This window comes from Nostoc sp. (genome assembly GCF_036917655.1).
In the GTDB taxonomy this organism is placed as follows: domain Bacteria; phylum Cyanobacteriota; class Cyanobacteriia; order Cyanobacteriales; family Nostocaceae; genus Nostoc.
Window position 1 is genome coordinate 1 of sequence record NZ_JBALCY010000079.1, and the last position, 20,735, is coordinate 20,735.

Sequence of the window (20,735 nt, forward strand, 5' to 3'; positions counted from 1 at the left end):
TCCTCCCTGATAATTGGACAGTGCAGTGTCTGTTGAGTTATCAGTTCCGGCTTATAAGTTTTATGCAGACCCAGCCAATTCTTTACAAAAGTTCATAAAAAATCCTCCCTGATAATTGGACAGTGCAGTGTCTGTTGAGTTATCAGTTCCGGCTTATAAGTTTTATGCAGACCCAGCCAATTCTTTACAAAAGTTCACCAACTGCGTTACAGTCAACGTTTTCCCCTTATGCGTGGTCATAGTTTTGTTTTGGTCGCTTGGGCATGGTGGTAAACCAAACTTTTCATGACCTCGTTTGATAATTGAATTTACTTAAGAAGTGAGCTTTATTTTTTACAAAGTTATTCTGTCGTTACAATATTTCTTCATACCCTATTTAAGTTGTCAAAGACTTTAAGGATAATGATAATCAAAAAGAGGGGGAGTAGGCGAAATAGGCTAGCCTAGTCCCCCTCTCCCCACGCACGATTATCATTTTTATTTAAATATTTTGGGTATTTTAACTGATTGACAAAAAGCGCTTTACCTTAAGCCCTCACGGATGGGTAGGGGTAGGTTGAGGTTTTGATGGTTTGGCTGACTGGGCAGTTGACCCACTCCAAATTTGATTGAATTGATCTGCCGATAACGACTGTAAAATACTGAGATGAAGCGGCTCTTTACTGATAAATGTGGCGTAGGAAGGCTGCAAATAGGAGCGGTATTCAGGGCGATTGAGGAGATGGGTTTCCATAAAAGCTACACTCAGGGCTTTGAGATAGGAATAAACAGCAGCACGATCAGGACCCAGTAAGGCAGGTGGCACAGGTAAGACATCGTTTTGAGAAGTGGGTTCGGCGATCGCCGAAAAGTGGGTAGCGTTTTCGATCAAAGCCAGGTACTTATTGGGATCAGAAAGCCAGGTGAAGGGGCGAATTTGCTCAAATACAGGTGGGGCGAAAATATCTTGACTACCTGCTACCAGCATTACCGGAATTTTAATTTCACTCAGACCACCCTCACCCAAAATTGAGCTGTCAATCGGATTAATCGCCATGATCACCTTGATGCGATCATCTTTGAGTTCATAATTTGTCGCGGGTAACTCAGTTGCTTGACACTGCAAAAAGAGCGACAAATTAAAGGATGAATTATTGGGATTACAGTCTTGGCGCAGTTGCTGAAAGTTAATCTTTGCTCCTGCTAGAGTCAAAACAGTATAACCGCCAAAGGAATGACCGATCGCCCCAATTTGCTGAAAATTAAGTTTTCCCTGGAGGGTAGGATCAGATTTGTCTAGACGCTGGAGTTCATTAAGTAGATACTTGATATCCAAAGGTCGGTTGATAAATTCTGCTGCATCTGGCGGCCCTGCCAAACCCGCAAAATATTGCTGAAAGCGTTCGGCATTACTACCAGGGTGTTCCAGTACAGCAACGGCAAAACCATAGGATGCTAGATGTTCAGCCAGGTAGACAAAGGTAGAGCGGTCTGAGGCGAGGCCATGAGAAATTACAATCAGGGGAAAGGGAGGCGAAGGCACGTCTTTAGTGCTTTGTGAACCGGCTTCCGGGAGATAGATATCCACGGGTAGACGGCGCGAGCGAGAAATGTCATTTAGATCTAGGGTTTTTTTCTGCCAACGGTATTTTCCTGGCGATCGCAAATCTGGTTGTTTGGAGAAGTCAATGGTTGAATTGGCTGCTTCGGCGATCGCTTCTTTTTGAAGAGAGGCAAAAACTTCATCCTTTTTTTTGATCAATTGTGACAAGTCATCGACTAACCTTAACCCCTCCGTGAAATTCACCCGGATAGTATTGCTAGGAAATTTCCGCAGCAAATTCACAACTGTTAAGCCCTTTTGATCAGCAGCAGACAAAATCAAAGAGGCACGTATGGCATAGAAGCCATTCTTTCGAGACTCAGTGAGAAGTAATTTTCCCAGTTGTTGCACCAGTTGCTCACCTATAGGTGAGTAGGTAACTTGAGATACTAGTGTAGGAGTGACATTGAACCTTTGCTGGAGCAGATCCCGCAGTTGAGCGAGTTGTTGAGGAGTAGCACGACTAGCATAAAATGAAAAATCTTGATCGATTTTGCCTTCTTTAGCAAAAGTTTCCAGCGAGTCCACGGATAAGGAAAATTCGCCGAAGGGAGGATAAAAAAAGCTAATGCGTTCAGCTCCCAATCCGGGAGTAGCAGTCAAGAACGTAGATAGCAAACCTAAACCCAGATATCTCAAAAATTTTTTCATTAGAAAAACCCACTGTCTAACCCTGCCAAACAAGTTTGGGCAGGGAGGAAAGCGGGGCGGGATCTATAACCGCTTTCCTATTTAATTGGTTTAGATACATCAAACAGGCTACAAGCACAATAAAGCAAGTATTTACATCCATAGTTTCGCACATAGGCAATAACCAGCACTGAACCAAATTGCGGGATGCAAGAGGCGCACAGTTGTCCTCAATTATCAAAACACATAGGTAGCAAATTTTTCAGCCAAACAGCATCAGTAGAGCGATAATAGATATAGAGATCAAAATATTTTATATGTCCTTCGCCTCCTGCCCCTGTTGTGTTGTCGTCCTCAACCAACAACAAGAGCAAAATGTCTCCCACCAAAACCAGTGCCAGGATGTGCCAGTTAACCACAGCAAGAGCATGGTTAAAAGTTACACTGTAGTTGAAAATGGTCGGGTTGTCGTTAAACCGTTGCAACCACCACTCAATCAGACTTCCGAGTAAATTTCAGGAATTTAAATCCTTTAATCTAAAGGGAAAACATCGTGGAAACGGTTGTAATCAATGTAGCGATGTCCATCGGGTGTGTGGTAGAAGATATCGACAAATTGATTGTTCCACAAAATCTCATTAGCAGCATAAGTATGACGGGCATGGACGACTTGTGCAACCGTTTCATCAATGCCACTCAAAGAGACGATCAGTATAGTATTTGTCTGGGTTAACGATTCTGGTGTCATCCCATATAGAGGACTAAACTCATCAATGACATGCATCACTGACCAGCTTAACGTGAAGCTAGGTGTTTGGTTCGTTAGCAGTTTGAGATCGTAGAACCGACGGATGAACTGCCCTTCTAGAGTCACTTCGTCGCGCATCAAGTAGATTCGCATCTGCGCCTCCAGAATTATATTGCGACGCTTATTAGCGCTGCGAAATATGAGAGTCGGCATCGCATTATGAGGTGTAATTACAGCAACACGGCTAAAGACCACACGGGCTGTGGGCCGGGAGAATCGAGCAAACGCTAATCCCGTCATCACAGCAATTCCCATCAAACCGATCATTGCTTCAATCGTGACAATAATGTTGGCGTAAGTTGTTTTAGGATACATTGCCCCATAGCCGATGGATGCTAGGGTTTGCACGCTAAAGAAAAAGACATCTAAAAAAGAGCCAGGTCGGGCGTTGGCAATACAATCCCCTCCTATCAAGTAAGCTAGGGCAAATAGAGCATTAATAGTTATATAGAAAGTACAAATCAGGATCAGAAAGCCAGTCCAGGGAATCGTTAGCAGCAAATGGTAAGGATCGCGCCAGTAGGAATGCCATGCACCTATACCCATAATCTCAAATTTTCCATCTCGAACTTGAATCTGAATAGGTGGGATCAGACGCTGTCGTTTCTTCAGTGAAAGTCTCTTCAGTCGAAATTTCATTGCAAGTAGCCAAAAGAACGGCAACTGCTTAGTATTGTAAATTAAGTTGCTTTGAAGACATTCCACTTACCCGCAAGGGAACGGAAACTTCACCTTTCTTTTCTTAAATTAGCAAAAAAATAGGGTGGGCAATGCCCACCCTACTAATTCAGAACTAGCCCTTTCAAGCTGTGGTTAAGGCTGCACTCAGGAGTTTTACTCGGATGTTATAGAGCGGAAAAACCCCAGGCGGCAGAACCAAATCTAGCCTCCGTTCCAAATACACCCCTACGAACAAATCAGCAAAATCCAGAAAGGCTTTCAACTCCTTCTACCCTTGTAACTGCGACAGGCGACTCAGTTAAACAACTTCTATCTACCAGAAAATGTCAAGGCTGTAATTTCCGAGGCGCTGACTTAGATAAAGTTGACCTCAACGGAGTAGATTTGAGTAATGCCATCCTGATTGACGCTGACCTGGATGAAACTAATCTGAGTAATGCTAACTTCAGTGGGGCTGATTTAACGGATGCAGATTTAGGAAAGGCAAATTTGACGGGAGCAAATCTCAGTAGAGCTAATTTTACGAAAGCTGATCTAGAAGATGCAAATCTGACCAATGCTAATGTAACCGATGCAACTTTTACAGGAGCAGACTTAGAGCGGGTAATTGGGTTGCGTCGCTAAGGCGCGATCGCTATTGATGACACGCCCTAAGTCTGACTCCAATTCATGCCCAATTCTGACGGCTGACACCTTTCTTTTTTTTTGTTAAACTTCTCTACCGCCTGTATGTGAGGAAGTTAACGTCAATAGATAGCCGTCTGGCCCAGTCAAAGTAAATGAACTGTGGATTCTGCCTGTTTCGATCTCAGAAACAGTCAGTCCCCACTTCCTAAAAGTATCTCGGGTGGCGCAAACATCATCTACCATCAGATCAAAAGGCGCGTTGATTCCAGGAGCAATAGTCTCTGAACTTGTTCTCAAAACTAAGTGCGTTCCTCCCCGTAATTCTAAAACAGCTAATTGTTCTGATTGGGTAATCAACCGCAGCCCTATCCTGACGAAAAAATCGCTAGCCTCCGGTACATTACTCACATATAATCTCACATGCCCAATCGCCACAGCGGGACGGGTATCTTTTTCTTTTGCAATAGTTTCTGGTAGTGACATCGCTTTAATCCAAAAATATTTAGTTACCGTTTAACTCTGTTGACTTCAGTAAGTTTGCCATCTCCCAAATCAGCTTGGTCAAATTTATCTCAATCTTTGATAGAGTATCAAGTTCTACTTTAGCATTTTGGAATTGTAGTAACTCCATGAGCTTTTATCTGATAAAACTTGCCATCAAATCCAATTATTTCCCCATCAAGATATGATGTTTAAAATAGGATATTTGATGACGTATTTTACTGATATAAATTCTATCTGAAGCTGCACAAAATCAACTTTGATAAGATAAGGGGCTTGAGCAACTGGTTCTATGCAACCTCACAGATAATCGGTATGAGTTTTTCCTAGCAAAATGATAGCCAATAATACAGCAATGGGTAAAATATTTATCCATAAATAACGCTTGATTTTCATCGGATAAAACAGATAAGATTTCTTAATTTTAAATTCCCTCATACTGCACACCATAATCCATATACGTCTAAAGGGCGACTTCTCGTAGTCAGGTAGGAGGTTGACAGCGACTAGCTTACAACACACCAATAGATGCAAGTATTGATGAAACAAATTTTTTCGCAAGGTGCTTGATTCTTTTGGCTGTCTGTGATAGGTTTCTTTTTACGTTCTACAAAATACTATAAATCTATTGACTTACCGTAGTTTATGAATTTTCGTTAACCTAGTTACAGGATTTGCAGTTAAGAAGAAATAGTTAATCTATCGAGCTTATCTATTGCAGGCAGTACATTGCGATCCAACGAACTAGAAATTAATCTCTAAGCCAGGGCATTCTCTATGAGTAAAATACGTGCTGTGATTGTTGATCCCAATGTGCCGGGGCGTTTGGCATTGAGTGAAGTGACTGCACCAAAGCCTGCCCCAGATGAAGCTTTAGTGCGGGTAGCAGCAATTTCCCTGAATCGGGGAGAGGTGAAACGTTCAACTTCTGCTGAGGCTGGTTGGCAGCCAGGTTGGGACTTGGCAGGTGTAGTGGAAACCCCGGCTGCCGATGGTTCAGGGCTTCCTCAAGGGGCGCGTGTAGTTGGCTTGCGCCGTGCCGGTGCTTGGGCAGAACTTGTCTCTGTTCCCACCAACGCCTTAGCAGAAGTACCGCCATCGGTATCCTTTGCTCAAGCTGCCACACTGCCTGTAGCGGGTTTAACCGCGTATCATGCAGTACTCAAAGGTGGTTCGCTGTTAGGTCGTCGAGTTCTAGTTACAGGTGCATCAGGAGGTGTTGGTTACTTTGCTATCCAATTGGCGCAACTTTCAGGGGCGCACGTCGTAGCATACATTCGTCAAGCTGGCTATGAAACTTTGGTTAGAGAAGCAGGGGCAGAATCAGTGGTGATTGCTGAAGACCTCTCACCCGCAAGCGAATATGGCCCCTATGATCTAATTATAGAGTCAGTCGGTGGCAAGACTTTGGGGGTAGCCCTTAGCTTACTGGCACAGGATGGAAAAACTGTGTTGTATGGAGTATCTGGGGGAGCAGAAGTGACATTCAACGCCGCTCAATTTTTTGGGACTGGTAGCGTGAGCTTGTATGGTTTACGTCTGTTCGATGAACTGAGATTTGAATCAGCCGCAGTCGGTCTAAAACGGCTTTTGAGTTTAGTAGAAGCAGGACATTTGCGTCCTCACATTGATTTAGAAGCTTCTTGGACACAAATAGCTGATGTAGCACAACAACTACTCGACAGGCGTTTTCCTGGGAAGGCTGTGTTACACATTTCCAATTGAGTATTAGCTGATGGCATGGGGGATAGTACTGACTTCTGGTTCAAACTAGATCAACTTGTAGCTGCTAGTAATCTCAAGATAGATCGTCCAAAAGGGACATCACATCCACGTTATCCATCCTTCGTTTATCCACTGGACTATGGATACTTAGAAAACACTTGCTCTGGAGATAGAAATGATATTGATGTCTGGATAGGTAGCTTGTCTAGTCAAACAGTAACTGCCGTTATTTTCAGTGTTGATTTGGAAAAGCGAGATACAGAAATCAAGATACTTCTGGGTTGTACATCAGGGGAAAATCAAGTCATCTTGGATATCCACAATACAGGCTCTCAATCAGCAATATTATTGGTTCGCAAGTAATAGAACTTACGCAAAATTGTCTCAAAAACTTGATTTGTCGTAGCGGTAATTCATGAATTACCGCTACTTCAGAACCTTTTTGCGTAAGTCCTGAGTAAATTACATTTTTGAGGGTAAGTTTGTATGAGCTTAGAACTAAAACTATCAGGTAAAACAGCGATCGTTACCGGAGGAAGTGCGGGAATTGGTTTAGCCACCGCCAAAGCACTTTATAGTGAAGGTGTGAATGTTGCGATGTCTACGACGGGCTACGCCTACGCAGCCCGCAATCAAGAAAGACTAGAAAATGCACTAGCTGACATCCAATCCTTACCCACGCCAGGGGCGAAAGTGATTGCCATCAGCGCTGATTTAACAAAAGCAGAGGATGTTGAGAAAGTTGTTTCAACCACCTTGGCTCAGTTTGGTCAGATTGATATCTTGATTAATAATGCCGGATCAGCCCGTGCTGGGTCTTTCCTAGAATCCACTGATGATTTATTTTTGGATGCTTGGAACCTAAAATTATTGGGCTATATCCGCCTAGTTAGAGCCGTCGTCCCCCATCAAAAAAGTCGCGGTGATGGTCGAATTGTCAATATAGTCGGCGGTGCAGGACGTACACCTCGCCCTAACTTCCTAGCTGGTGGTACAAGCAATGCGGCTTTGCTCAACTTTACAAAGGGCATTTCTAAAGAGTTAGCCGAGTACAAGATTCGGATTAATGCCATATCGCCCGGTGCTACAGCTACTGAGCGTGCTGAACGTTTAGCCCAGCAGAACGCCCAAGCGCAAGGGATCACCGTTGAGCAAGTGAAGGCACAAACCATTCAAAGTATTCCTTTAAAAAGAATCGCCCAGCCAGAAGAAATTGCCGCGCTGGCGTTATTTCTGGTATCTGATCTTGCTGCATCGATTACAGGAACAGAGATTATCGTTGATGGCGGCTCTACCCCTGGTGTTTAGCAGACGCGATGAATCTGTTTAGCAGACGCGATTAATCGCGTCTCTACATTGTAAAAACATAAACTTCTTGGAGATAAAAAACATGGGTTCTCAACACTTTGACATCAAACCAGTTGCAGGACGTATCGGTGCTGAAATCATCGGTGTTAATCTGAGTTATAACCTCAGCGATGACATTATCAGCGATATTCGCAAGACTCTAGTCAAATACAAAGTGATCTTTTTCCGTGGTCAGCAACAGCTCGATGCTGATGGACAAGTCGCCTTCGCTCGTCGTTTTGGTGAAGTCACTACAGCCCACCCCACTGTACCATCGCTTCCAGAAAACCCAGAAGTCTTAGACCTGAATTATGGCCGCACTGCTTCCCGCGCCAATAGCTGGCATACCGATGTGACATTCATAGACCGTCCTCCTCTCGGCTCTATCTTACGAGCGCTTGATATTCCCCCGACCGGTGGCGATACAATCTGGGCAAACTCCGTGACTGCCTACCAAGATTTACCTCCCCATCTGCGTAATCTCGCGGATCAACTTTGGGCAGTACACAGCAATAAATATGACTATGCAACTGGATTCGACCTACCCGAAGATGTCAAGGCTTACCGGGCTGTCTTCACCTCGACTGTATACGAGACTCTGCACCCAGTTGTACGCATCCATCCCGAATCTGGCGAACATGGGCTATTCATCGGCGGATTTGTGCGCCAGTTCCGTGGCTTATCAACGACTGAATCAGATGAAATTCTCAGACTCTTACAAGCTTATGTAACACGTCCTGAGAACACAGTCCGGTGGCATTGGCAAGTTGGTGACGTAGCCTTTTGGGACAATCGGGCTACTCAACATTATGCGATCGCAGATTATGGCGACCAGCCCCGCCACGTTCAACGAGTCACAATTGTCGGCGACCTCCCAGTGGGCATCGATGGTAAACAAAGTGAGGCCATCAAGGGAGATGCTTCTCAGTACAATCGACGTGAGGCAGTGACTGCGTAATATTTGAGCATTGGGCATTGGGCATGGGGCATTGGGCATTAGTTGTTTCCCCTTGCTCCTCTGCTTTCAAGGGTAGGTATTTAGGTTTCTGAGAAATAATTGAGAACATTCCCAATTATTGAACGTAGTTTTAAGGTTTGAGACAATCATTTTGGTTCTAAAACCCAAAAAATTGGTCTAATCTGAAAAACCTACCCCTCTTTTCTTTATGAACCGCAAGTAACAATACCAGAGTCTTAATAACCGACACTTTCTTGTTCTAAACAAGAGAACGAAAAAAGCATGAGTACGCCCTCGCAGATAGAAATATGAGTACGAAAAAACAACTTAAACTCGGAGCATTTTTACCCGTTGCGCGAAAATCTCGGTTTACCCCGTCCGGGAAACCAGTTCGCCAAAAATATTGCAAATGAACCTGTGAGCGCCGGTTCCTTTGGATAGTTTTTAGGAATTACGCAAAACTAGACGCGGTAGGGGCAATTCATCAACATTGGTGTCAACTTAAGCTCAAACCCCTTTAAAAGCTCGTTTCCAGCCAGAGGCTGGAAATGTTGATCGTTGCGGCTCTGCCGCCAGCAAGGGAGGCGGAGCCTCTAGAACGGCATTCCCAGTCGGAGACTGGGAACGAGATAAAAACTACACGCGGTAAGGGCAATTCATGAATTGCCCCTACAGGAAAATCAAGGTTTGGGCTATTTTTTGTGTAAGTCCTGAGTTTTGATTGAACAACTGGCAGTGTTTTTACAGCGACGGCTTTGATTTCCTCAAACTTCATCTGGTTTGTTAGGTTTTAGCAATACAATCAGGTCGTCTCTAAGGAAACTTTTTATCGTGTTGGGCATCTTGACGGTTCTTCTATCCTCCTTTGTTTTGACGTTTCACAACGTTACTGTCCGAGTTTTGTTTTCAGAACATCTCGTACTAGGTTTATTTTTACTCGGTGGATACGTTAAACCGGATTTGCAGAATTCATTCTTGCTGATGTTCATGCGAATGCTGCTAGTGGTTCCACTGATGGCATCTCTATCATTCAAGCTATATCCATCTGCTTGGACTGAATTAAAAGGTTTGTTCACCTCGAAGCACAGGGATGTTCTAATCCAAGCTTTGGGCTGTGGGGTACTGATGTTTGTGTATATTGCCTCACTCTACATTGCTATTGGCTTGATTCCCACAGGCATTGCCTTGACCCTCTTCTTCACCTATCCCGTATTTACAGCACTGCTATCTTGGAGGTTTTTTGGCGATCGCCCCACCCGCTTCCGTTGGCTGGTGATGGGTATTATCCTAGTAGGAAGCGCTCTCACCATTCCTCAATCTTCTGCCACCTACAGCAGTCATACCATTGCGATCGGCATTTTCGCTAGTTTTGGCGCTGGGATCGTTTACGCCTTTTATTGCATCATTGCTCAAAAATGTTTAGAAAAATTCCATCCAGTTCCCTTTACCTGGATCAGTTTTGCCTCTACTCTACTGCTTTCTGGTATTAGCTTACTATTCTGGCCAGCTGCGATCGCCCAACTTGACTGGACACCCCTATGGATTGGCAGTATCTTTTCGGGTCTAGTCAGCTTTCTCGGCCACACTCTAAACAATGTGGGGATTCGGATGGTTGGCGCATCTACCGCTTCTATAATTGGTTCTAGCAGTCCAGCATTAACGGCGCTAGTTGCATGGGTAACGATTAGCGAAACTTTAAATGTGATTCAGAGCGTGGGGATTGGTGTTGTCACATTGGGGATTGCGTTACTTAGTGCAGAAGGCTTTTTTAAATCGCTCAAAATTAGAAGTTAAATTGGGCATTGGGCATTGGAAAATACTTTCATGTAATACCAATTATCCCCAAGAAAGTTACAGATGCAAACCTGGGAACCCAGATTAAAATTGGCTTTCTTAATTACGAATTACGAATTAATATAAGATATGCTTTCCTCTGCTATCCTTTTTGATTTAGACGGGACATTAACAGATCCCAAACGTGGCATTACTCGATGCATTCAGTATGCGCTATCTGAACTCGGTTACAAACCACCGAATGCTGATGAATTGCATTGGTGTATTGGCCCACCACTAAAAGATAGCTTTTCGCAGTTGCTGAAAACTTTAGATAGCACAGTAATTGAACAAGCTATTTCACTGTATCGTCGTCGCTTTGCCACGATTGGATTATTTGAAAACTCTCTTTATCCCCAGATTCCAGAAATCCTAAAAGCGATTCGTTTTGCTGGTTATAAAACTTTTGTTGCGACTTCTAAACCATACATTTATGCTACGCAGATTATTGAATATTTTGGATTGTCGTTGCTTTTTGATGGTGTTTATGGTAGTGAACTTGACGGAACGCGAAGCATAAAAAGCGACTTAATTCAATATATTTTACTAACAGAAAAACTTTTAGCCTCTACTGTGGTGATGGTAGGCGATCGCTCACATGACATCATTGGAGCCAAGCACCATCACATTGCTTCAATTGGTGTTACCTATGGCTATGGAACTGAGGAGGAATTGAAAGCTCATGGTGCTGACTTGATTGCCCATTCTCCAAGTGATATTCCCGGATTGATAATTCGTAATTTAAAATAATGCCGCCATCATTAACATTTATCCATAGCTTACTTCTCTTTAGCACCGCTTTCATTGCAGGCGGGTTAAATGCTGTAGCGGGTGGTGGAAGCTTTATTACATTTCCAACTCTCATTTTTACTGGTGTACCGCCGATCGCAGCTAACGCCACCAATAATACCGCGATGTGGGTGGCGGCTCTAGCAAGTGCTGGAGCATATCGTCAAGATTTAGGCATCGAGCGGCGAGATTTTTTACTTCTATGTGGTGTCAGTTTAGTTGGTGGCATGATTGGCTCCATAGCTTTGTTATATACATCGCCAGATGTCTTTAAAAAGCTGATTCCCTATCTGTTGCTGCTGGCAACTCTGGTATTTACCTTTGGGGAACCGTTCAAAAAGTGGTTGCAGCGTCAAAACCAGGATAAATCACCGAAATCTGTACCCTTGTTTAATTTGGTACTGGCTCAACTAGCGATCGCAATCTATGGCGGTTTCTTCGGCGCAGGTTTAGGAATTTTAATGCTGGCAACTCTGACATTTTTAGGTATCAAAAGTATTCACACAATGAATGCTTTTAAGACATTTTTAGGGAGCTGTATCAATGGTATTGCGATCGTTCCTTTTATTTTTGCAGGTGTGATTGCTTGGCATCAAGCTATTTTGATGGCCGTGGGTGGTTCCCTTGGTGGTTATTTAAGCGCCCACTATGCTCGTAAACTTGAACCCCATTTAATTCGGAAATTTGTGATGATTGTTGCCTTCACTATGACTGCCTACTTTTTTATTCACGGTTAAAAACTGGAGCTACTCAGGGGTGATATATGGAAGCATCAAAAAAATCACAAGTCATGCTGCGTGCTTTTAGTTCCAGAAATTTTCGCCTCTACTATGCAGGTCAGGCAATTTCTCTGATTGGTACGTCAATGACCCAGGTGGCTACTAGCTGGCTTGTATATCGCCTCACCGATTCCCCTTGGTTACTCGGTCTAGTGGGGTTTGCCAGCCAAATTCCCACGCTTATGTTGATTCCTCTGGGTGGAATTGTTGCCGATCGCTCCAACCGCCATCGCATCCTGACTGTCGCCCAAATTCTAGGGATGCTTCAGTCTTTGGCTCTGACATGGCTGGCTCTGAGCGGTACTATTAATGTCTGGCAGATTGCACTTCTTGGTGGGTTACAAGGGATAATCAACGCCTTCGATATTCCGACCCGACAGGCATTTCTACCAGAAACGGTCAGCAAGGAAAATCTTGGCAATGCGATCGCCTTGTACTCCTCCCTTGTCAGCGTTTCGGTAATGCTTGGGCCTGCGATCGCGGGTCTATTAATTGCGGCCATTGGTTCGGGCGCTTGTTTTCTGATTGATACTATCAGTTATATCGCTGTAATTTTTGCCCTCTTGGCGATGCGGCTTGCCCCCAGAAAAGCCGTCATTTCCACACGCAAACCTTTAGAAGAATTGAAAGCTAGTTTTAACTATGCCTTTGGGTTTTTACCAATTCGATCAGTCTTGATTGGTTCGGCTTTAGTCTGTTGCGTGTGGGGATTTTACTTAGCTTTGGGGCCGATTTTTGCCAAAGAGATTTTGCAGGGCGGGCCTAATAACTTCGGCTTCTTGATGACAGCTTCCAGTTTGGGAACGTTAGCTGGTGGTATTTATTTAACTAAGCATAGCAATGTACTGGAGTCAGGTAAAGTTCTGGCATTGGGCATAGGTTTTATGGGGATAAGCTTGATTGTCTTTGCCCTATCCCGCGTGTTCTGGCTTTCGCTGCTTTCATTATCGGCGGCTGGTTTCGGCTTTATTTTGCAGATAATTGCGGGACGGACTCTGCTTCAGTTGTTGGTGAGCGATCGCAATCGCGGACAAATTACAGGTCTTTACGTTATGGCATCTACAGGCGCAGTACCTATAGGCAACTTAATAGCTGGCGCACTAGCAAGCAAAATTGGTAGTAGCAATACTGTCATCCTCGGTGCAAGTATTTGTATTGCAGGCTCAATTTTCTTTATGCAGCAAATCTCCGCCTTCCGTGATCTGGTTCGTCTGAATCTACATACTGAAAGAGCTTAAAAGAAAAATAGCTCTGACTATTTGAAAAAGTGCATAATCAGCCATAACACCAAAAATTTCTAAAAACAATGAATACTATAAATGATCCTGCTGTTGTAACTGAAGTAACTGATTTGTACCTCAAGTATGAAGAAGCCCTTGGTAATAACAATTTGGAGGTGATGGATAGCTTATTTTGGGATGCACCCGAAGTAGTGCGGTTTGGCATCACAGAAAACCTCTATGGCGGTGATGAAATTCGTAACTTTCGCGCCTCTCGATCAAACCCGAAAATAGAGCGAGAAATCTTGAATCTTAAGGTTGTAACCTTTGGGAAAGATGCAGCAACAGTGACATTGGAGTTTCGCCGCAATATCAATGGTGTAGAACGTTTCGGACGACAAAGCCAGACTTGGTACAGGTTTACCGAAGGATGGAAAGTGGTTTCAGCCCATGTTTCATTATTGCCAGTGTAAATTTAAAAACTATGACTAGCATTACCGAAATTGCCCCAGTGGTGCAACAAGCAGAATCCTTAGCTGCACAACTTGAGTTTACCCAATCTTCGCTCCCGGAAGTTGGTCGCTTGTTGCACGTCCTCACCAGCCACATTACACAGGGTCAAATTGGCGAGATTGGTAGTGGATGCGGGGTTGGTGCAGCGTGGATTGTGAGTGCATTACATCCAGATAGTACATTCATTACGATTGAAAGCGATCGCCACCTTGCCCAACTTGTGCAACAGCTATTTGCAGATAAGTCTAATGTCCTCGCACTTCTAGGCGACTGGCGCGACTTGCTCACTTATGCTCCCTTTGATTTGTTATTTGCTGATGGCGGAAAGGCAAAACTCAGCGAACCTCAAACATTAATAAATGCTCTCAAACCAGGAGGCTTTATTTTGCTAGACGATCTCACACCCGAAGAATACTGGCCTCCAGAATGGCACGGACGAACAGATCCAATCAGGGAATTTTGGCTCAAAGATGCTCGGATTGCTGCCACAGAAATCCGCGTGACCGCAAAAAACTCAGTGATTCTAGCAACACGCATTCAATAGAAATAATTACTGTAAAAAGCAGACGAATAGAGGTTTAAATATGGTAAATTCATTTGATTGGATTATATTAAAATCTAGACAGATAGTAAAAGATAGATGGATTTCAGTCCGGTCTGATACTTGCCAAATGCCCAACGGAACAATAGTTGACCCCTATTATGTTCTTGAATATCCGACATGGGTCAATGTTGTAGCTTTAACGAAAAATCAGGAAGTTATTTTAGTAAAGCAATATCGCCACGGTCTGAAAAAGACAATTCTAGAATTGCCTAGTGGTGCTGTAGAGGCTGAAGATGTTTTACCAGTGGAAGCTGCAAAACGCGAATTATTGGAAGAGACTGGTTACACTAGCAATAATTTTATTGAAACTGGTATATTATCACCAAATCCAGCTAATCATACCAATTTAACCCATTGTTTTTTAGCAATAAATGTAGAAAGTGTAGCTGATTTGAAGTTAGACGTTACAGAACAAATTGATGTAGTTATATTGCCTATAAAAAAGCTAATAGAAAATATTGATAATGGTATCTTGCTACAAACATTACATATTAGTTCATTATTCTTTGCTCTAAAAAAACTTGGTAAAGTGCAATTTTCTTAGTCATCTGACTGTATTTGCCTTTGTCAATAACCATCAAGAAAGGATAAAAGATAGCATGACTGCAACAATTTCATTCGATCGCGTTTCTGATATCTACGATGCTACACGGGCACTACCCCCAGGTATTTCCGAGCAAATCACAGATTTTATCCTCAATCTAGTTTCACCAACAGCAGAAACCAAATTCTATGAAACAGGTATCGGCACTGGTAGAATTGCTGTCCCGATCGCAAAAAAAGGCTATTCCTACACTGGTGTCGATATCTCTGAAAAAATGCTAGCTGAGTTGCACCAAAAACTAGAGGGTGTGTCTCACCAACTTACAGCAATCAAGGGAGATGCAACTTCTCTACCATTTAGTGATAACTCTTTCGATGTGGCGTTGACAGTTCATGTGTTTCACTTGGTTTCTGCTTGGAAACAAGCACTAGCAGAAATTCGCCGAGTCCTCAAACCAGGGGGAATTTACCTCTACACTCACGGTAATATGAATTTTAGCAAAGTTAATGAAGATGTGAATCAGGGTAGGTTTGATTTTCAGCAACGTTGGCAAGATATTATTTCTAGCTATGATTACCCTTTACCTGGCTATGGTGCAACAGAAGAAGAGATTTTAGGTGAGTTGCACGAACAAGGAGCAAATTTAGAAACAGTGGTTGCAGCCAAATGGCAATCTGAACTGACTGTGGGTAAATTGCTTGAATATTATAGAAACAAGGTTTATCGCAATACCTGGCACATCCCGGATGATATCTTTGCCCGTGCAATTCAAGATTTGCAAGACTGGGCTTTGCAACACTATGGCTCTTTAGACTACGATTTGTCTGGTGAAAGTAGGTTCAAGATTGTTGTAGTACGCAACTGGGCTTAATACAGTTTTGCATAGAAACGTAGCGTTTTGAATGCAGGGGAACGCATTAACAATACAAGCCGATGCATTAACAATACAAGCCGATGTATTAACAATGCAAGCCGATGCATTAACAATGCAAGCCGACGCATTAACAATGCAAGCCGACGCATTAACAATGCAAGCCGATGCATTGGCATTGCAGGGTATTGCCAAATTTAACTGGCTACGAATTAATGAAATGCTGTACTTAAAATTGGATTAAACTCTCATGATATTAGAAACCGATCGCTTACTATTACGGGAAATTTCTCTCTCCCTAATCCCTACTCCTCAACAAATAAATCAGCGCCTCCACTAAAGCCTGATTTTGTTCATTGGTGCCAATAGTAATGCGTAATTTATCATCTAGTCCAGGCTGCTTGAAGTAGCGGATTAAAATTCCCCGTTCCTTTAGTTTTTGATATAGATATTCTGCGTTTCTTTGTGGAGGTTGTGCCAGCAAAAAGTTAGCTTGGGAATCCCAGATATGAAAACCTAATTGTTTTAAGTCTGTTGCTAGCTGATTTCGTGATGCTTTAATCTTTGCTACACAAGCATTTTTATAAGCTTGATCGGTAATAGCAGCCGTGCCAATTGCACAAGCGATCGCATCAATATTATAGCTATCTTTCACCTTAAACAACCCATGCAAGAGTTTGGGATTCGCCACCCCAAAGCCCAGTCGTAATCCTGCCAATGAGTACCCTTTAGAAAGTGTCCGAATCACGATGACGTTTTCGTATTCCTTTACCAAAGCCAATGCATTCTCTTCGGTAAAATCTATATATGCTTCATCAATCACTAAAACTCCAGATAATTGGCTGGCTAGTTTTCGTAGATCATTTGTTGCTACCACATGCCCCGATGGACTATTAGGCGATGCAATAAATGTCACAGAACCATTGACAGCAACCAGTTCTCTTAAAGGTAAACTGTAGTCCTCGCTGTAGGGAATCTCAATAATTTCCGCAGCTTGCATTTCTGTTAATGTGCGATATAGCACGTAAGTTGGCATTGGATAAACTACTTTCTTCCCAGGTTCTACACAGGCTCGAATCACCACACTCAACAATTCGTCACTACCATTTCCGACAATTATCCAATCACTAGGAACTCCTAAAACTTTACTTGCAGCTTGCCGGAACTCCCCGCCGAAAGGTTCTGGATATCGCCGCAACCACTCGCCATCGATATTTTGTAACACAGCTAATGCCGCAGGTGAAGGAGGATAGGGGTTTTCGTTACTGTTGAGTTTAATAATCTGTGTACCGTGTTGGGGCTGCTCACCTGGGACATAGCTAGCCATTGCATCAACGTTGGAGCGAAAGTAATTAGTCATAGGGCATTGGGTGTGTATCTTAAGTAAATTTCAACCCACAATTTCTGACGATATCGTTTTTTATCGTTTACATCAAAAAATACGGCTTTATAAATTACGAATTAGGAATTATCAAGAGATGCCAGATAAATGGAATCCAGAACTATACGAACGATTCGAGTCAGAGAGAAGTCGCCCGTTCTACGACTTGGTAGATATGATACATCCGCAAGAAAACTTACGAGTTCTCGATTTAGGATGTGGAACCGGAAAGTTAACGAAGTATCTGCACGACACCTTAGCAGCACAGGAGACTTTAGGGATAGATGCTTCTGAGAAAATGCTGCAAAAGGCTCGTCAGTTTGAAGGTAACGGACTACGGTTTGAGCAAGGAAAAATTGAGGAAAACCCAGGATATGGGGAGTTTGATGTGATATTTTCTAATGCGGCATTGCAGTGGTTGACGGAACATGAGGCGTTATTTGATAAATTGCGGGGTAAGTTAAAACCTGGTGGACAGCTTGCTGTACAAATACCAACGATGGATAATGAGCCAGTGCATAAGATAGCAGTTGAGACTGCAAAAGAATTTAGTCAAGAACTGGGAGGATATGTGCGGCGTTTAGAGGTACTTTCTCCAGAAACATACGCTAAACTGCTTTATAAATTAGGTTTTGTGAAGCAGGAAGTAAAGCTTCAGATTTATGGACATGTGCTGCCTTCACGAGAAGCCGTAGTAGAGTGGTATCGCGGGACACTGCTAACGGCATATGAATCGCAGCTAGATGCCCAAACCTATGAACGATTTGTAGAACGTTATCAGCAGAAACTGTTCGAGTTGGTAGAAGATGAGCGTCCGTTCTTTTTCCCCTATAAACGCATCTTAATGTGGGGACGTATTTGAAGGCTTCAAACCCCTTTAAAACCCAATACGCTTGGGTTAAGGATAATTGTAGGTTGGGTTGAACGTAGTGAAACCCAACAAAGTACCGAAAATGTTGGGTTTCGTCCCTCAACCCAACCTACGCTGGTTTTGGTTTTTGACTTTAACCCAAGCGTATTGCTTTTAAACCTCGTTTCTAGCCAGAGGCTGGATAATGCACCTCAATTGCGGCTCTGCCGCGAGTCTTGAGGCGGAGCCTCAATGAGAGGCATTCCCAGTCTCCGACTGGGAACGAGATACGAGATAATCTATAAAACTGGAAGTCCCGTTAGAGAATAGAAGCAGGGGAAGCAGAGAAGAGAGGAGCAAGAGAAGAATAACAATACCCCATGCCCAATGCCCCATGCCCAATGCCCAATGCCCAATGACAAATGCCCAATGACAAATGCCCAATGACAAATGCCCAATGACAAATGCCCAATGACAAATGCCCAATGACAAATGCCCAATGACAAATGACAAATCATTACCAATATATTATTTTTTACAAACCTTATGGCGTTCTCAGCCAGTTTACAAAAGATGCTCCCACACATAGCACCCTGAAAGATTATATTGATGTACCTGATGTGTATCCTGTGGGACGTTTAGACTGGGATAGTGAAGGGTTGCTGCTGTTAACGAACGATGGGCAATTGCAACATCGCCTCGCCCATCCGCGTTTTGGTCATAAACGTACTTACTGGGTACAGGTAGAGCGAATTCCAGATGCAGATGCGATAAAAAGGTTGCAAACAGGTGTGGAAATTCAAGATTACCGCACTCAACCAGCAGAAGTTAGGCTTTTACCAACAGAGCCACAGCTACCTGAACGCACCCCGCCGATTAGATTTCGCAAAAATGTAGCGACAGCTTGGCTGGAAATAACCTTGACAGAGGGAAAAAACCGCCAAGTACGGCGGATGACTGCGGCTGTTGGGTTTCCGACTTTGCGGCTGGTCAGGGTCAGCATTGCCCACCTACAATTAGATGACTTACAATTGGGTGAATGGCGCGATCTCACCACATCTGAACTCCAATTTTTGCATAATTTCAGTAAATCGAAAACTTTTCCTCCAAAGGCGAATGCTCTCTAACAGGAATTCGACTTTCTATTGTGAGCCAGTGACTTCCAGTCTGAGGGACATTTTGCACATTTGGAATGCGATCGCAGCGATCGCATTCTCGCTAGATTCAACCAAAACTTTGAACAATATACATATCATTACCCGTATCGCCCACTAAAAGCAAGCTACTGTCATCACTTTCTAAATTTAGACTGCCAGTAATACCCTTTTGGAGAACTTTAATTATTCTTTGGGGAGTGAAAGATTCCAATTCCACAAAATTTCCTGATTCTAACCATGTTAATTCTTCAGCAGATAAACTTTGACGAACTTCTTCAGGCAATTGTTTAGCTGCTTGCGCCGACTCTGGAGAAGATTGAATGAACATTCCGCGCTTAGTAGCGATAATTTGACGTGGCATTAGTCCGATATCAATAATCACAATCTCGCTATTGAGAAACCAATTAGCGTTGGTTCTCAAATTATGAACTAAACCAATTCCTCGTGGATTGCACTCATGCACTGCATAGACTTTCAAATCAGGGTTGCGGCGCAGCATTTGCATTGTGATGTCAAAAATGCTTTGGGGATATCCAGTAATGCTGAGAATTGCACAGTTATTTTCAAAGTGAAAATTATTAGCAATTAATAGTTGAGCAATGGCAGCACTATCACAAACGACTAATCTATCAAAACTGTAAGCAGTCACATCAGGATTAACCGTGGCTGGTGTATTCTCCTGGCTTGGAGAAGGGAGAATTTTGAGAATTTAACCATTGATTTGCTGCCAGCGATCTAGCCAATCTTTAACTTGAGATTGCGAAAAGAACAATTCCTGTGTTACTAATCTGATTCTACCTAACTGTCGAGTTCCTAAGTATATGGATAGCATCCCCATACTAATGAAAATAACAAATATAGCAAATGAATTCACGCTGATACTAAATAAAATTCCTCCAGCTATAATGATTCCTCCTAGAATTTGTAAAGCCCTGGCATTTGCTTGACGAGCTTTGTTATTAAGTTTGCTAGATTTGCTAGATTTAAAAAATATTATAAAAGAAATAAAACTTAAAATAAACGGGGTTATAAAATAACTAGAAATGGCTGTAAAAAAGCTAAATATTAGAAATGGAACCAACCAGATAAATCCTGAAAATGATTTAGCCCTCAAACGATTATCTAACAAATACAAAAGTTGCCTGGGTGTAAAAAATAAGGTGTTATTTGCAGAAATGTCAGCGATCGCCTTTGCAAAAAAAGGGTCAGTAATCTTAACATTACTCATCGTGGTGGGTTCAAAGGCAAAGGGATGATTGCATTTTATACACCGACCTTGATTAGCTGTCCGGTCTTTTAGTTTATTGTCAGTTCCACAGTTAATACACTTCATAA

The 20,735-nt window shown here is 43.0% G+C and carries 24 protein-coding genes; 17 read left to right on the forward strand and 7 right to left on the reverse strand.

Features of this window, described 5'->3' with window-relative positions; all coding sequences use genetic code 11:
- Positions 1-535: 535 nt before the first annotated feature.
- Positions 536-2,233 (reverse strand): alpha/beta hydrolase, encoded by a 1,698-nt coding sequence (locus V7K30_RS30215; RefSeq protein ID WP_335005707.1) that lies wholly within the window; start codon positions 2,231-2,233, stop codon positions 536-538.
- 296 nt (positions 2,234-2,529) lie between these two features.
- Between V7K30_RS30215 and V7K30_RS30220 the strand changes: the two genes are divergently transcribed.
- On the forward strand, positions 2,530-2,724 hold the full coding sequence (locus V7K30_RS30220; protein ID WP_335005709.1) for a hypothetical protein: 195 nt from the start codon (positions 2,530-2,532) through the stop codon (positions 2,722-2,724).
- 20 nt (positions 2,725-2,744) lie between these two features.
- Here the strand turns inward: V7K30_RS30220 and V7K30_RS30225 are convergent, their stop codons facing one another.
- Positions 2,745-3,659: an ion channel gene (locus V7K30_RS30225; protein ID WP_335005711.1), complete on the reverse strand. Its 915-nt coding sequence runs from the start codon at positions 3,657-3,659 to the stop codon at positions 2,745-2,747.
- A gap of 180 nt (positions 3,660-3,839) precedes the next feature.
- Between V7K30_RS30225 and V7K30_RS30230 the strand changes: the two genes are divergently transcribed.
- The gene (locus V7K30_RS30230) at positions 3,840-4,325 is read left to right on the forward strand and encodes a pentapeptide repeat-containing protein (protein WP_335005863.1); all 486 of its coding nucleotides are present in this window, start codon (positions 3,840-3,842) and stop codon (positions 4,323-4,325) included.
- An 84-nt stretch (positions 4,326-4,409) separates the two neighbouring features.
- Here the strand turns inward: V7K30_RS30230 and V7K30_RS30235 are convergent, their stop codons facing one another.
- Positions 4,410-4,811, reverse strand: a complete 402-nt coding sequence (locus V7K30_RS30235) for a VOC family protein (protein WP_335005713.1) — start codon at positions 4,809-4,811, stop codon at positions 4,410-4,412.
- Positions 4,812-5,606: 795 nt separating this feature from the next.
- Here V7K30_RS30235 and V7K30_RS30240 point away from each other — a divergent pair.
- The 4 genes from V7K30_RS30240 (at position 5,607) to V7K30_RS30255 (ending at position 8,859) form a co-directional block, all read left to right on the forward strand.
- Positions 5,607-6,554: a zinc-binding dehydrogenase gene (locus V7K30_RS30240; RefSeq protein WP_335005715.1), complete on the forward strand. Its 948-nt coding sequence runs from the start codon at positions 5,607-5,609 to the stop codon at positions 6,552-6,554.
- A gap of 15 nt (positions 6,555-6,569) precedes the next feature.
- On the forward strand, positions 6,570-6,917 hold the full coding sequence (locus tag V7K30_RS30245) for a hypothetical protein (protein ID WP_335005717.1): 348 nt from the start codon (positions 6,570-6,572) through the stop codon (positions 6,915-6,917).
- 123 nt (positions 6,918-7,040) lie between these two features.
- Positions 7,041-7,862: an SDR family oxidoreductase gene (locus tag V7K30_RS30250; protein WP_335005719.1), complete on the forward strand. Its 822-nt coding sequence runs from the start codon at positions 7,041-7,043 to the stop codon at positions 7,860-7,862.
- An 82-nt stretch (positions 7,863-7,944) separates the two neighbouring features.
- Positions 7,945-8,859 (forward strand): TauD/TfdA dioxygenase family protein, encoded by a 915-nt coding sequence (locus V7K30_RS30255; protein ID WP_335005721.1) that lies wholly within the window; start codon positions 7,945-7,947, stop codon positions 8,857-8,859.
- A gap of 517 nt (positions 8,860-9,376) precedes the next feature.
- On the opposite strand, the gene V7K30_RS30260 is transcribed toward V7K30_RS30255, so the two are convergent.
- Positions 9,377-9,634: a hypothetical protein gene (locus tag V7K30_RS30260; RefSeq protein WP_335005723.1), complete on the reverse strand. Its 258-nt coding sequence runs from the start codon at positions 9,632-9,634 to the stop codon at positions 9,377-9,379.
- Between the two features lie 56 nt (positions 9,635-9,690).
- On the opposite strand from V7K30_RS30260, the gene V7K30_RS30265 reads away from it, so the two are divergent.
- From V7K30_RS30265 to V7K30_RS30305, 9 genes are all read left to right on the forward strand, one after another.
- Entirely contained in the window at positions 9,691-10,653 is a 963-nt protein-coding gene (locus V7K30_RS30265; protein ID WP_335005724.1) for a DMT family transporter, read from the forward strand.
- A 129-nt stretch (positions 10,654-10,782) separates the two neighbouring features.
- Positions 10,783-11,442, forward strand: coding sequence for an HAD family hydrolase (locus V7K30_RS30270; RefSeq protein WP_335005726.1), 660 nt, complete (start codon positions 10,783-10,785; stop codon positions 11,440-11,442).
- Entirely contained in the window at positions 11,442-12,218 is a 777-nt protein-coding gene (locus V7K30_RS30275; RefSeq protein ID WP_335005728.1) for a sulfite exporter TauE/SafE family protein, read from the forward strand. Before V7K30_RS30270 ends, V7K30_RS30275 begins: the two co-directional genes overlap by 1 nt.
- Before the next feature lie 26 nt (positions 12,219-12,244).
- On the forward strand, positions 12,245-13,498 hold the full coding sequence (locus V7K30_RS30280) for an MFS transporter (RefSeq protein WP_335005730.1): 1,254 nt from the start codon (positions 12,245-12,247) through the stop codon (positions 13,496-13,498).
- Between the two features lie 68 nt (positions 13,499-13,566).
- Positions 13,567-13,953 carry an oxalurate catabolism protein HpxZ gene (gene hpxZ / locus V7K30_RS30285; RefSeq protein WP_335005732.1) on the forward strand — a complete coding sequence of 129 codons (387 nt, stop codon included), beginning with the start codon at positions 13,567-13,569 and terminating at the stop codon, positions 13,951-13,953.
- Between the two features lie 11 nt (positions 13,954-13,964).
- Entirely contained in the window at positions 13,965-14,537 is a 573-nt protein-coding gene (locus tag V7K30_RS30290) for an O-methyltransferase (protein WP_335005733.1), read from the forward strand.
- Between the two features lie 40 nt (positions 14,538-14,577).
- A complete protein-coding gene (locus tag V7K30_RS30295) occupies positions 14,578-15,141 on the forward strand; it encodes an NUDIX hydrolase (RefSeq protein WP_335005735.1) in 564 nt (187 codons plus the stop codon).
- A gap of 55 nt (positions 15,142-15,196) precedes the next feature.
- Complete coding sequence (locus V7K30_RS30300; protein ID WP_335005737.1) at positions 15,197-16,012, forward strand: class I SAM-dependent methyltransferase; 816 nt, start codon at positions 15,197-15,199, stop codon at positions 16,010-16,012.
- A 31-nt stretch (positions 16,013-16,043) separates the two neighbouring features.
- Positions 16,044-16,256, forward strand: coding sequence for a hypothetical protein (locus V7K30_RS30305; protein ID WP_335005739.1), 213 nt, complete (start codon positions 16,044-16,046; stop codon positions 16,254-16,256).
- Between the two features lie 54 nt (positions 16,257-16,310).
- On the opposite strand, the gene hisC is transcribed toward V7K30_RS30305, so the two are convergent.
- On the reverse strand, positions 16,311-17,372 hold the full coding sequence (hisC, locus tag V7K30_RS30310; RefSeq protein ID WP_335005740.1) for a histidinol-phosphate transaminase: 1,062 nt from the start codon (positions 17,370-17,372) through the stop codon (positions 16,311-16,313).
- Positions 17,373-17,490: 118 nt separating this feature from the next.
- Between hisC and V7K30_RS30315 the strand changes: the two genes are divergently transcribed.
- Entirely contained in the window at positions 17,491-18,255 is a 765-nt protein-coding gene (locus V7K30_RS30315) for a methyltransferase domain-containing protein (RefSeq protein WP_335005742.1), read from the forward strand.
- Positions 18,256-18,749: 494 nt separating this feature from the next.
- Positions 18,750-19,370, forward strand: a complete 621-nt coding sequence (locus V7K30_RS30320) for an rRNA large subunit pseudouridine synthase E (protein WP_335005744.1) — start codon at positions 18,750-18,752, stop codon at positions 19,368-19,370.
- A 97-nt stretch (positions 19,371-19,467) separates the two neighbouring features.
- On the opposite strand, the gene V7K30_RS30325 is transcribed toward V7K30_RS30320, so the two are convergent.
- Positions 19,468-20,049: a hypothetical protein gene (locus V7K30_RS30325; protein WP_335005746.1), complete on the reverse strand. Its 582-nt coding sequence runs from the start codon at positions 20,047-20,049 to the stop codon at positions 19,468-19,470.
- Between the two features lie 60 nt (positions 20,050-20,109).
- A complete protein-coding gene (locus V7K30_RS30330; protein ID WP_335005748.1) occupies positions 20,110-20,733 on the reverse strand; it encodes a hypothetical protein in 624 nt (207 codons plus the stop codon).
- Between the last annotated feature and the right edge of the window lie 2 nt (positions 20,734-20,735).

Coding starts and splice junctions, on each gene's coding strand:
- V7K30_RS30215 (WP_335005707.1), bottom strand. CDS start 2,233: ATGAAAAAATTTTTGAGATATCTGGGTTTAGGTTTGCTATCTACGTTC.
- V7K30_RS30220 (WP_335005709.1), top strand. CDS start 2,530: ATGTCCTTCGCCTCCTGCCCCTGTTGTGTTGTCGTCCTCAACCAACAA.
- V7K30_RS30225 (WP_335005711.1), bottom strand. CDS start 3,659: ATGAAATTTCGACTGAAGAGACTTTCACTGAAGAAACGACAGCGTCTG.
- V7K30_RS30235 (WP_335005713.1), bottom strand. CDS start 4,811: ATGTCACTACCAGAAACTATTGCAAAAGAAAAAGATACCCGTCCCGCT.
- V7K30_RS30240 (WP_335005715.1), top strand. CDS start 5,607: ATGAGTAAAATACGTGCTGTGATTGTTGATCCCAATGTGCCGGGGCGT.
- V7K30_RS30245 (WP_335005717.1), top strand. CDS start 6,570: ATGGGGGATAGTACTGACTTCTGGTTCAAACTAGATCAACTTGTAGCT.
- V7K30_RS30250 (WP_335005719.1), top strand. CDS start 7,041: ATGAGCTTAGAACTAAAACTATCAGGTAAAACAGCGATCGTTACCGGA.
- V7K30_RS30255 (WP_335005721.1), top strand. CDS start 7,945: ATGGGTTCTCAACACTTTGACATCAAACCAGTTGCAGGACGTATCGGT.
- V7K30_RS30260 (WP_335005723.1), bottom strand. CDS start 9,634: ATGAAGTTTGAGGAAATCAAAGCCGTCGCTGTAAAAACACTGCCAGTT.
- V7K30_RS30270 (WP_335005726.1), top strand. CDS start 10,783: ATGCTTTCCTCTGCTATCCTTTTTGATTTAGACGGGACATTAACAGAT.
- V7K30_RS30275 (WP_335005728.1), top strand. CDS start 11,442: ATGCCGCCATCATTAACATTTATCCATAGCTTACTTCTCTTTAGCACC.
- V7K30_RS30280 (WP_335005730.1), top strand. CDS start 12,245: ATGGAAGCATCAAAAAAATCACAAGTCATGCTGCGTGCTTTTAGTTCC.
- hpxZ (WP_335005732.1), top strand. CDS start 13,567: ATGAATACTATAAATGATCCTGCTGTTGTAACTGAAGTAACTGATTTG.
- V7K30_RS30290 (WP_335005733.1), top strand. CDS start 13,965: ATGACTAGCATTACCGAAATTGCCCCAGTGGTGCAACAAGCAGAATCC.
- V7K30_RS30295 (WP_335005735.1), top strand. CDS start 14,578: ATGGTAAATTCATTTGATTGGATTATATTAAAATCTAGACAGATAGTA.
- V7K30_RS30300 (WP_335005737.1), top strand. CDS start 15,197: ATGACTGCAACAATTTCATTCGATCGCGTTTCTGATATCTACGATGCT.
- V7K30_RS30305 (WP_335005739.1), top strand. CDS start 16,044: ATGCAGGGGAACGCATTAACAATACAAGCCGATGCATTAACAATACAA.
- hisC (WP_335005740.1), bottom strand. CDS start 17,372: ATGACTAATTACTTTCGCTCCAACGTTGATGCAATGGCTAGCTATGTC.
- V7K30_RS30315 (WP_335005742.1), top strand. CDS start 17,491: ATGCCAGATAAATGGAATCCAGAACTATACGAACGATTCGAGTCAGAG.
- V7K30_RS30320 (WP_335005744.1), top strand. CDS start 18,750: ATGACAAATCATTACCAATATATTATTTTTTACAAACCTTATGGCGTT.
- V7K30_RS30330 (WP_335005748.1), bottom strand. CDS start 20,733: ATGAAGTGTATTAACTGTGGAACTGACAATAAACTAAAAGACCGGACA.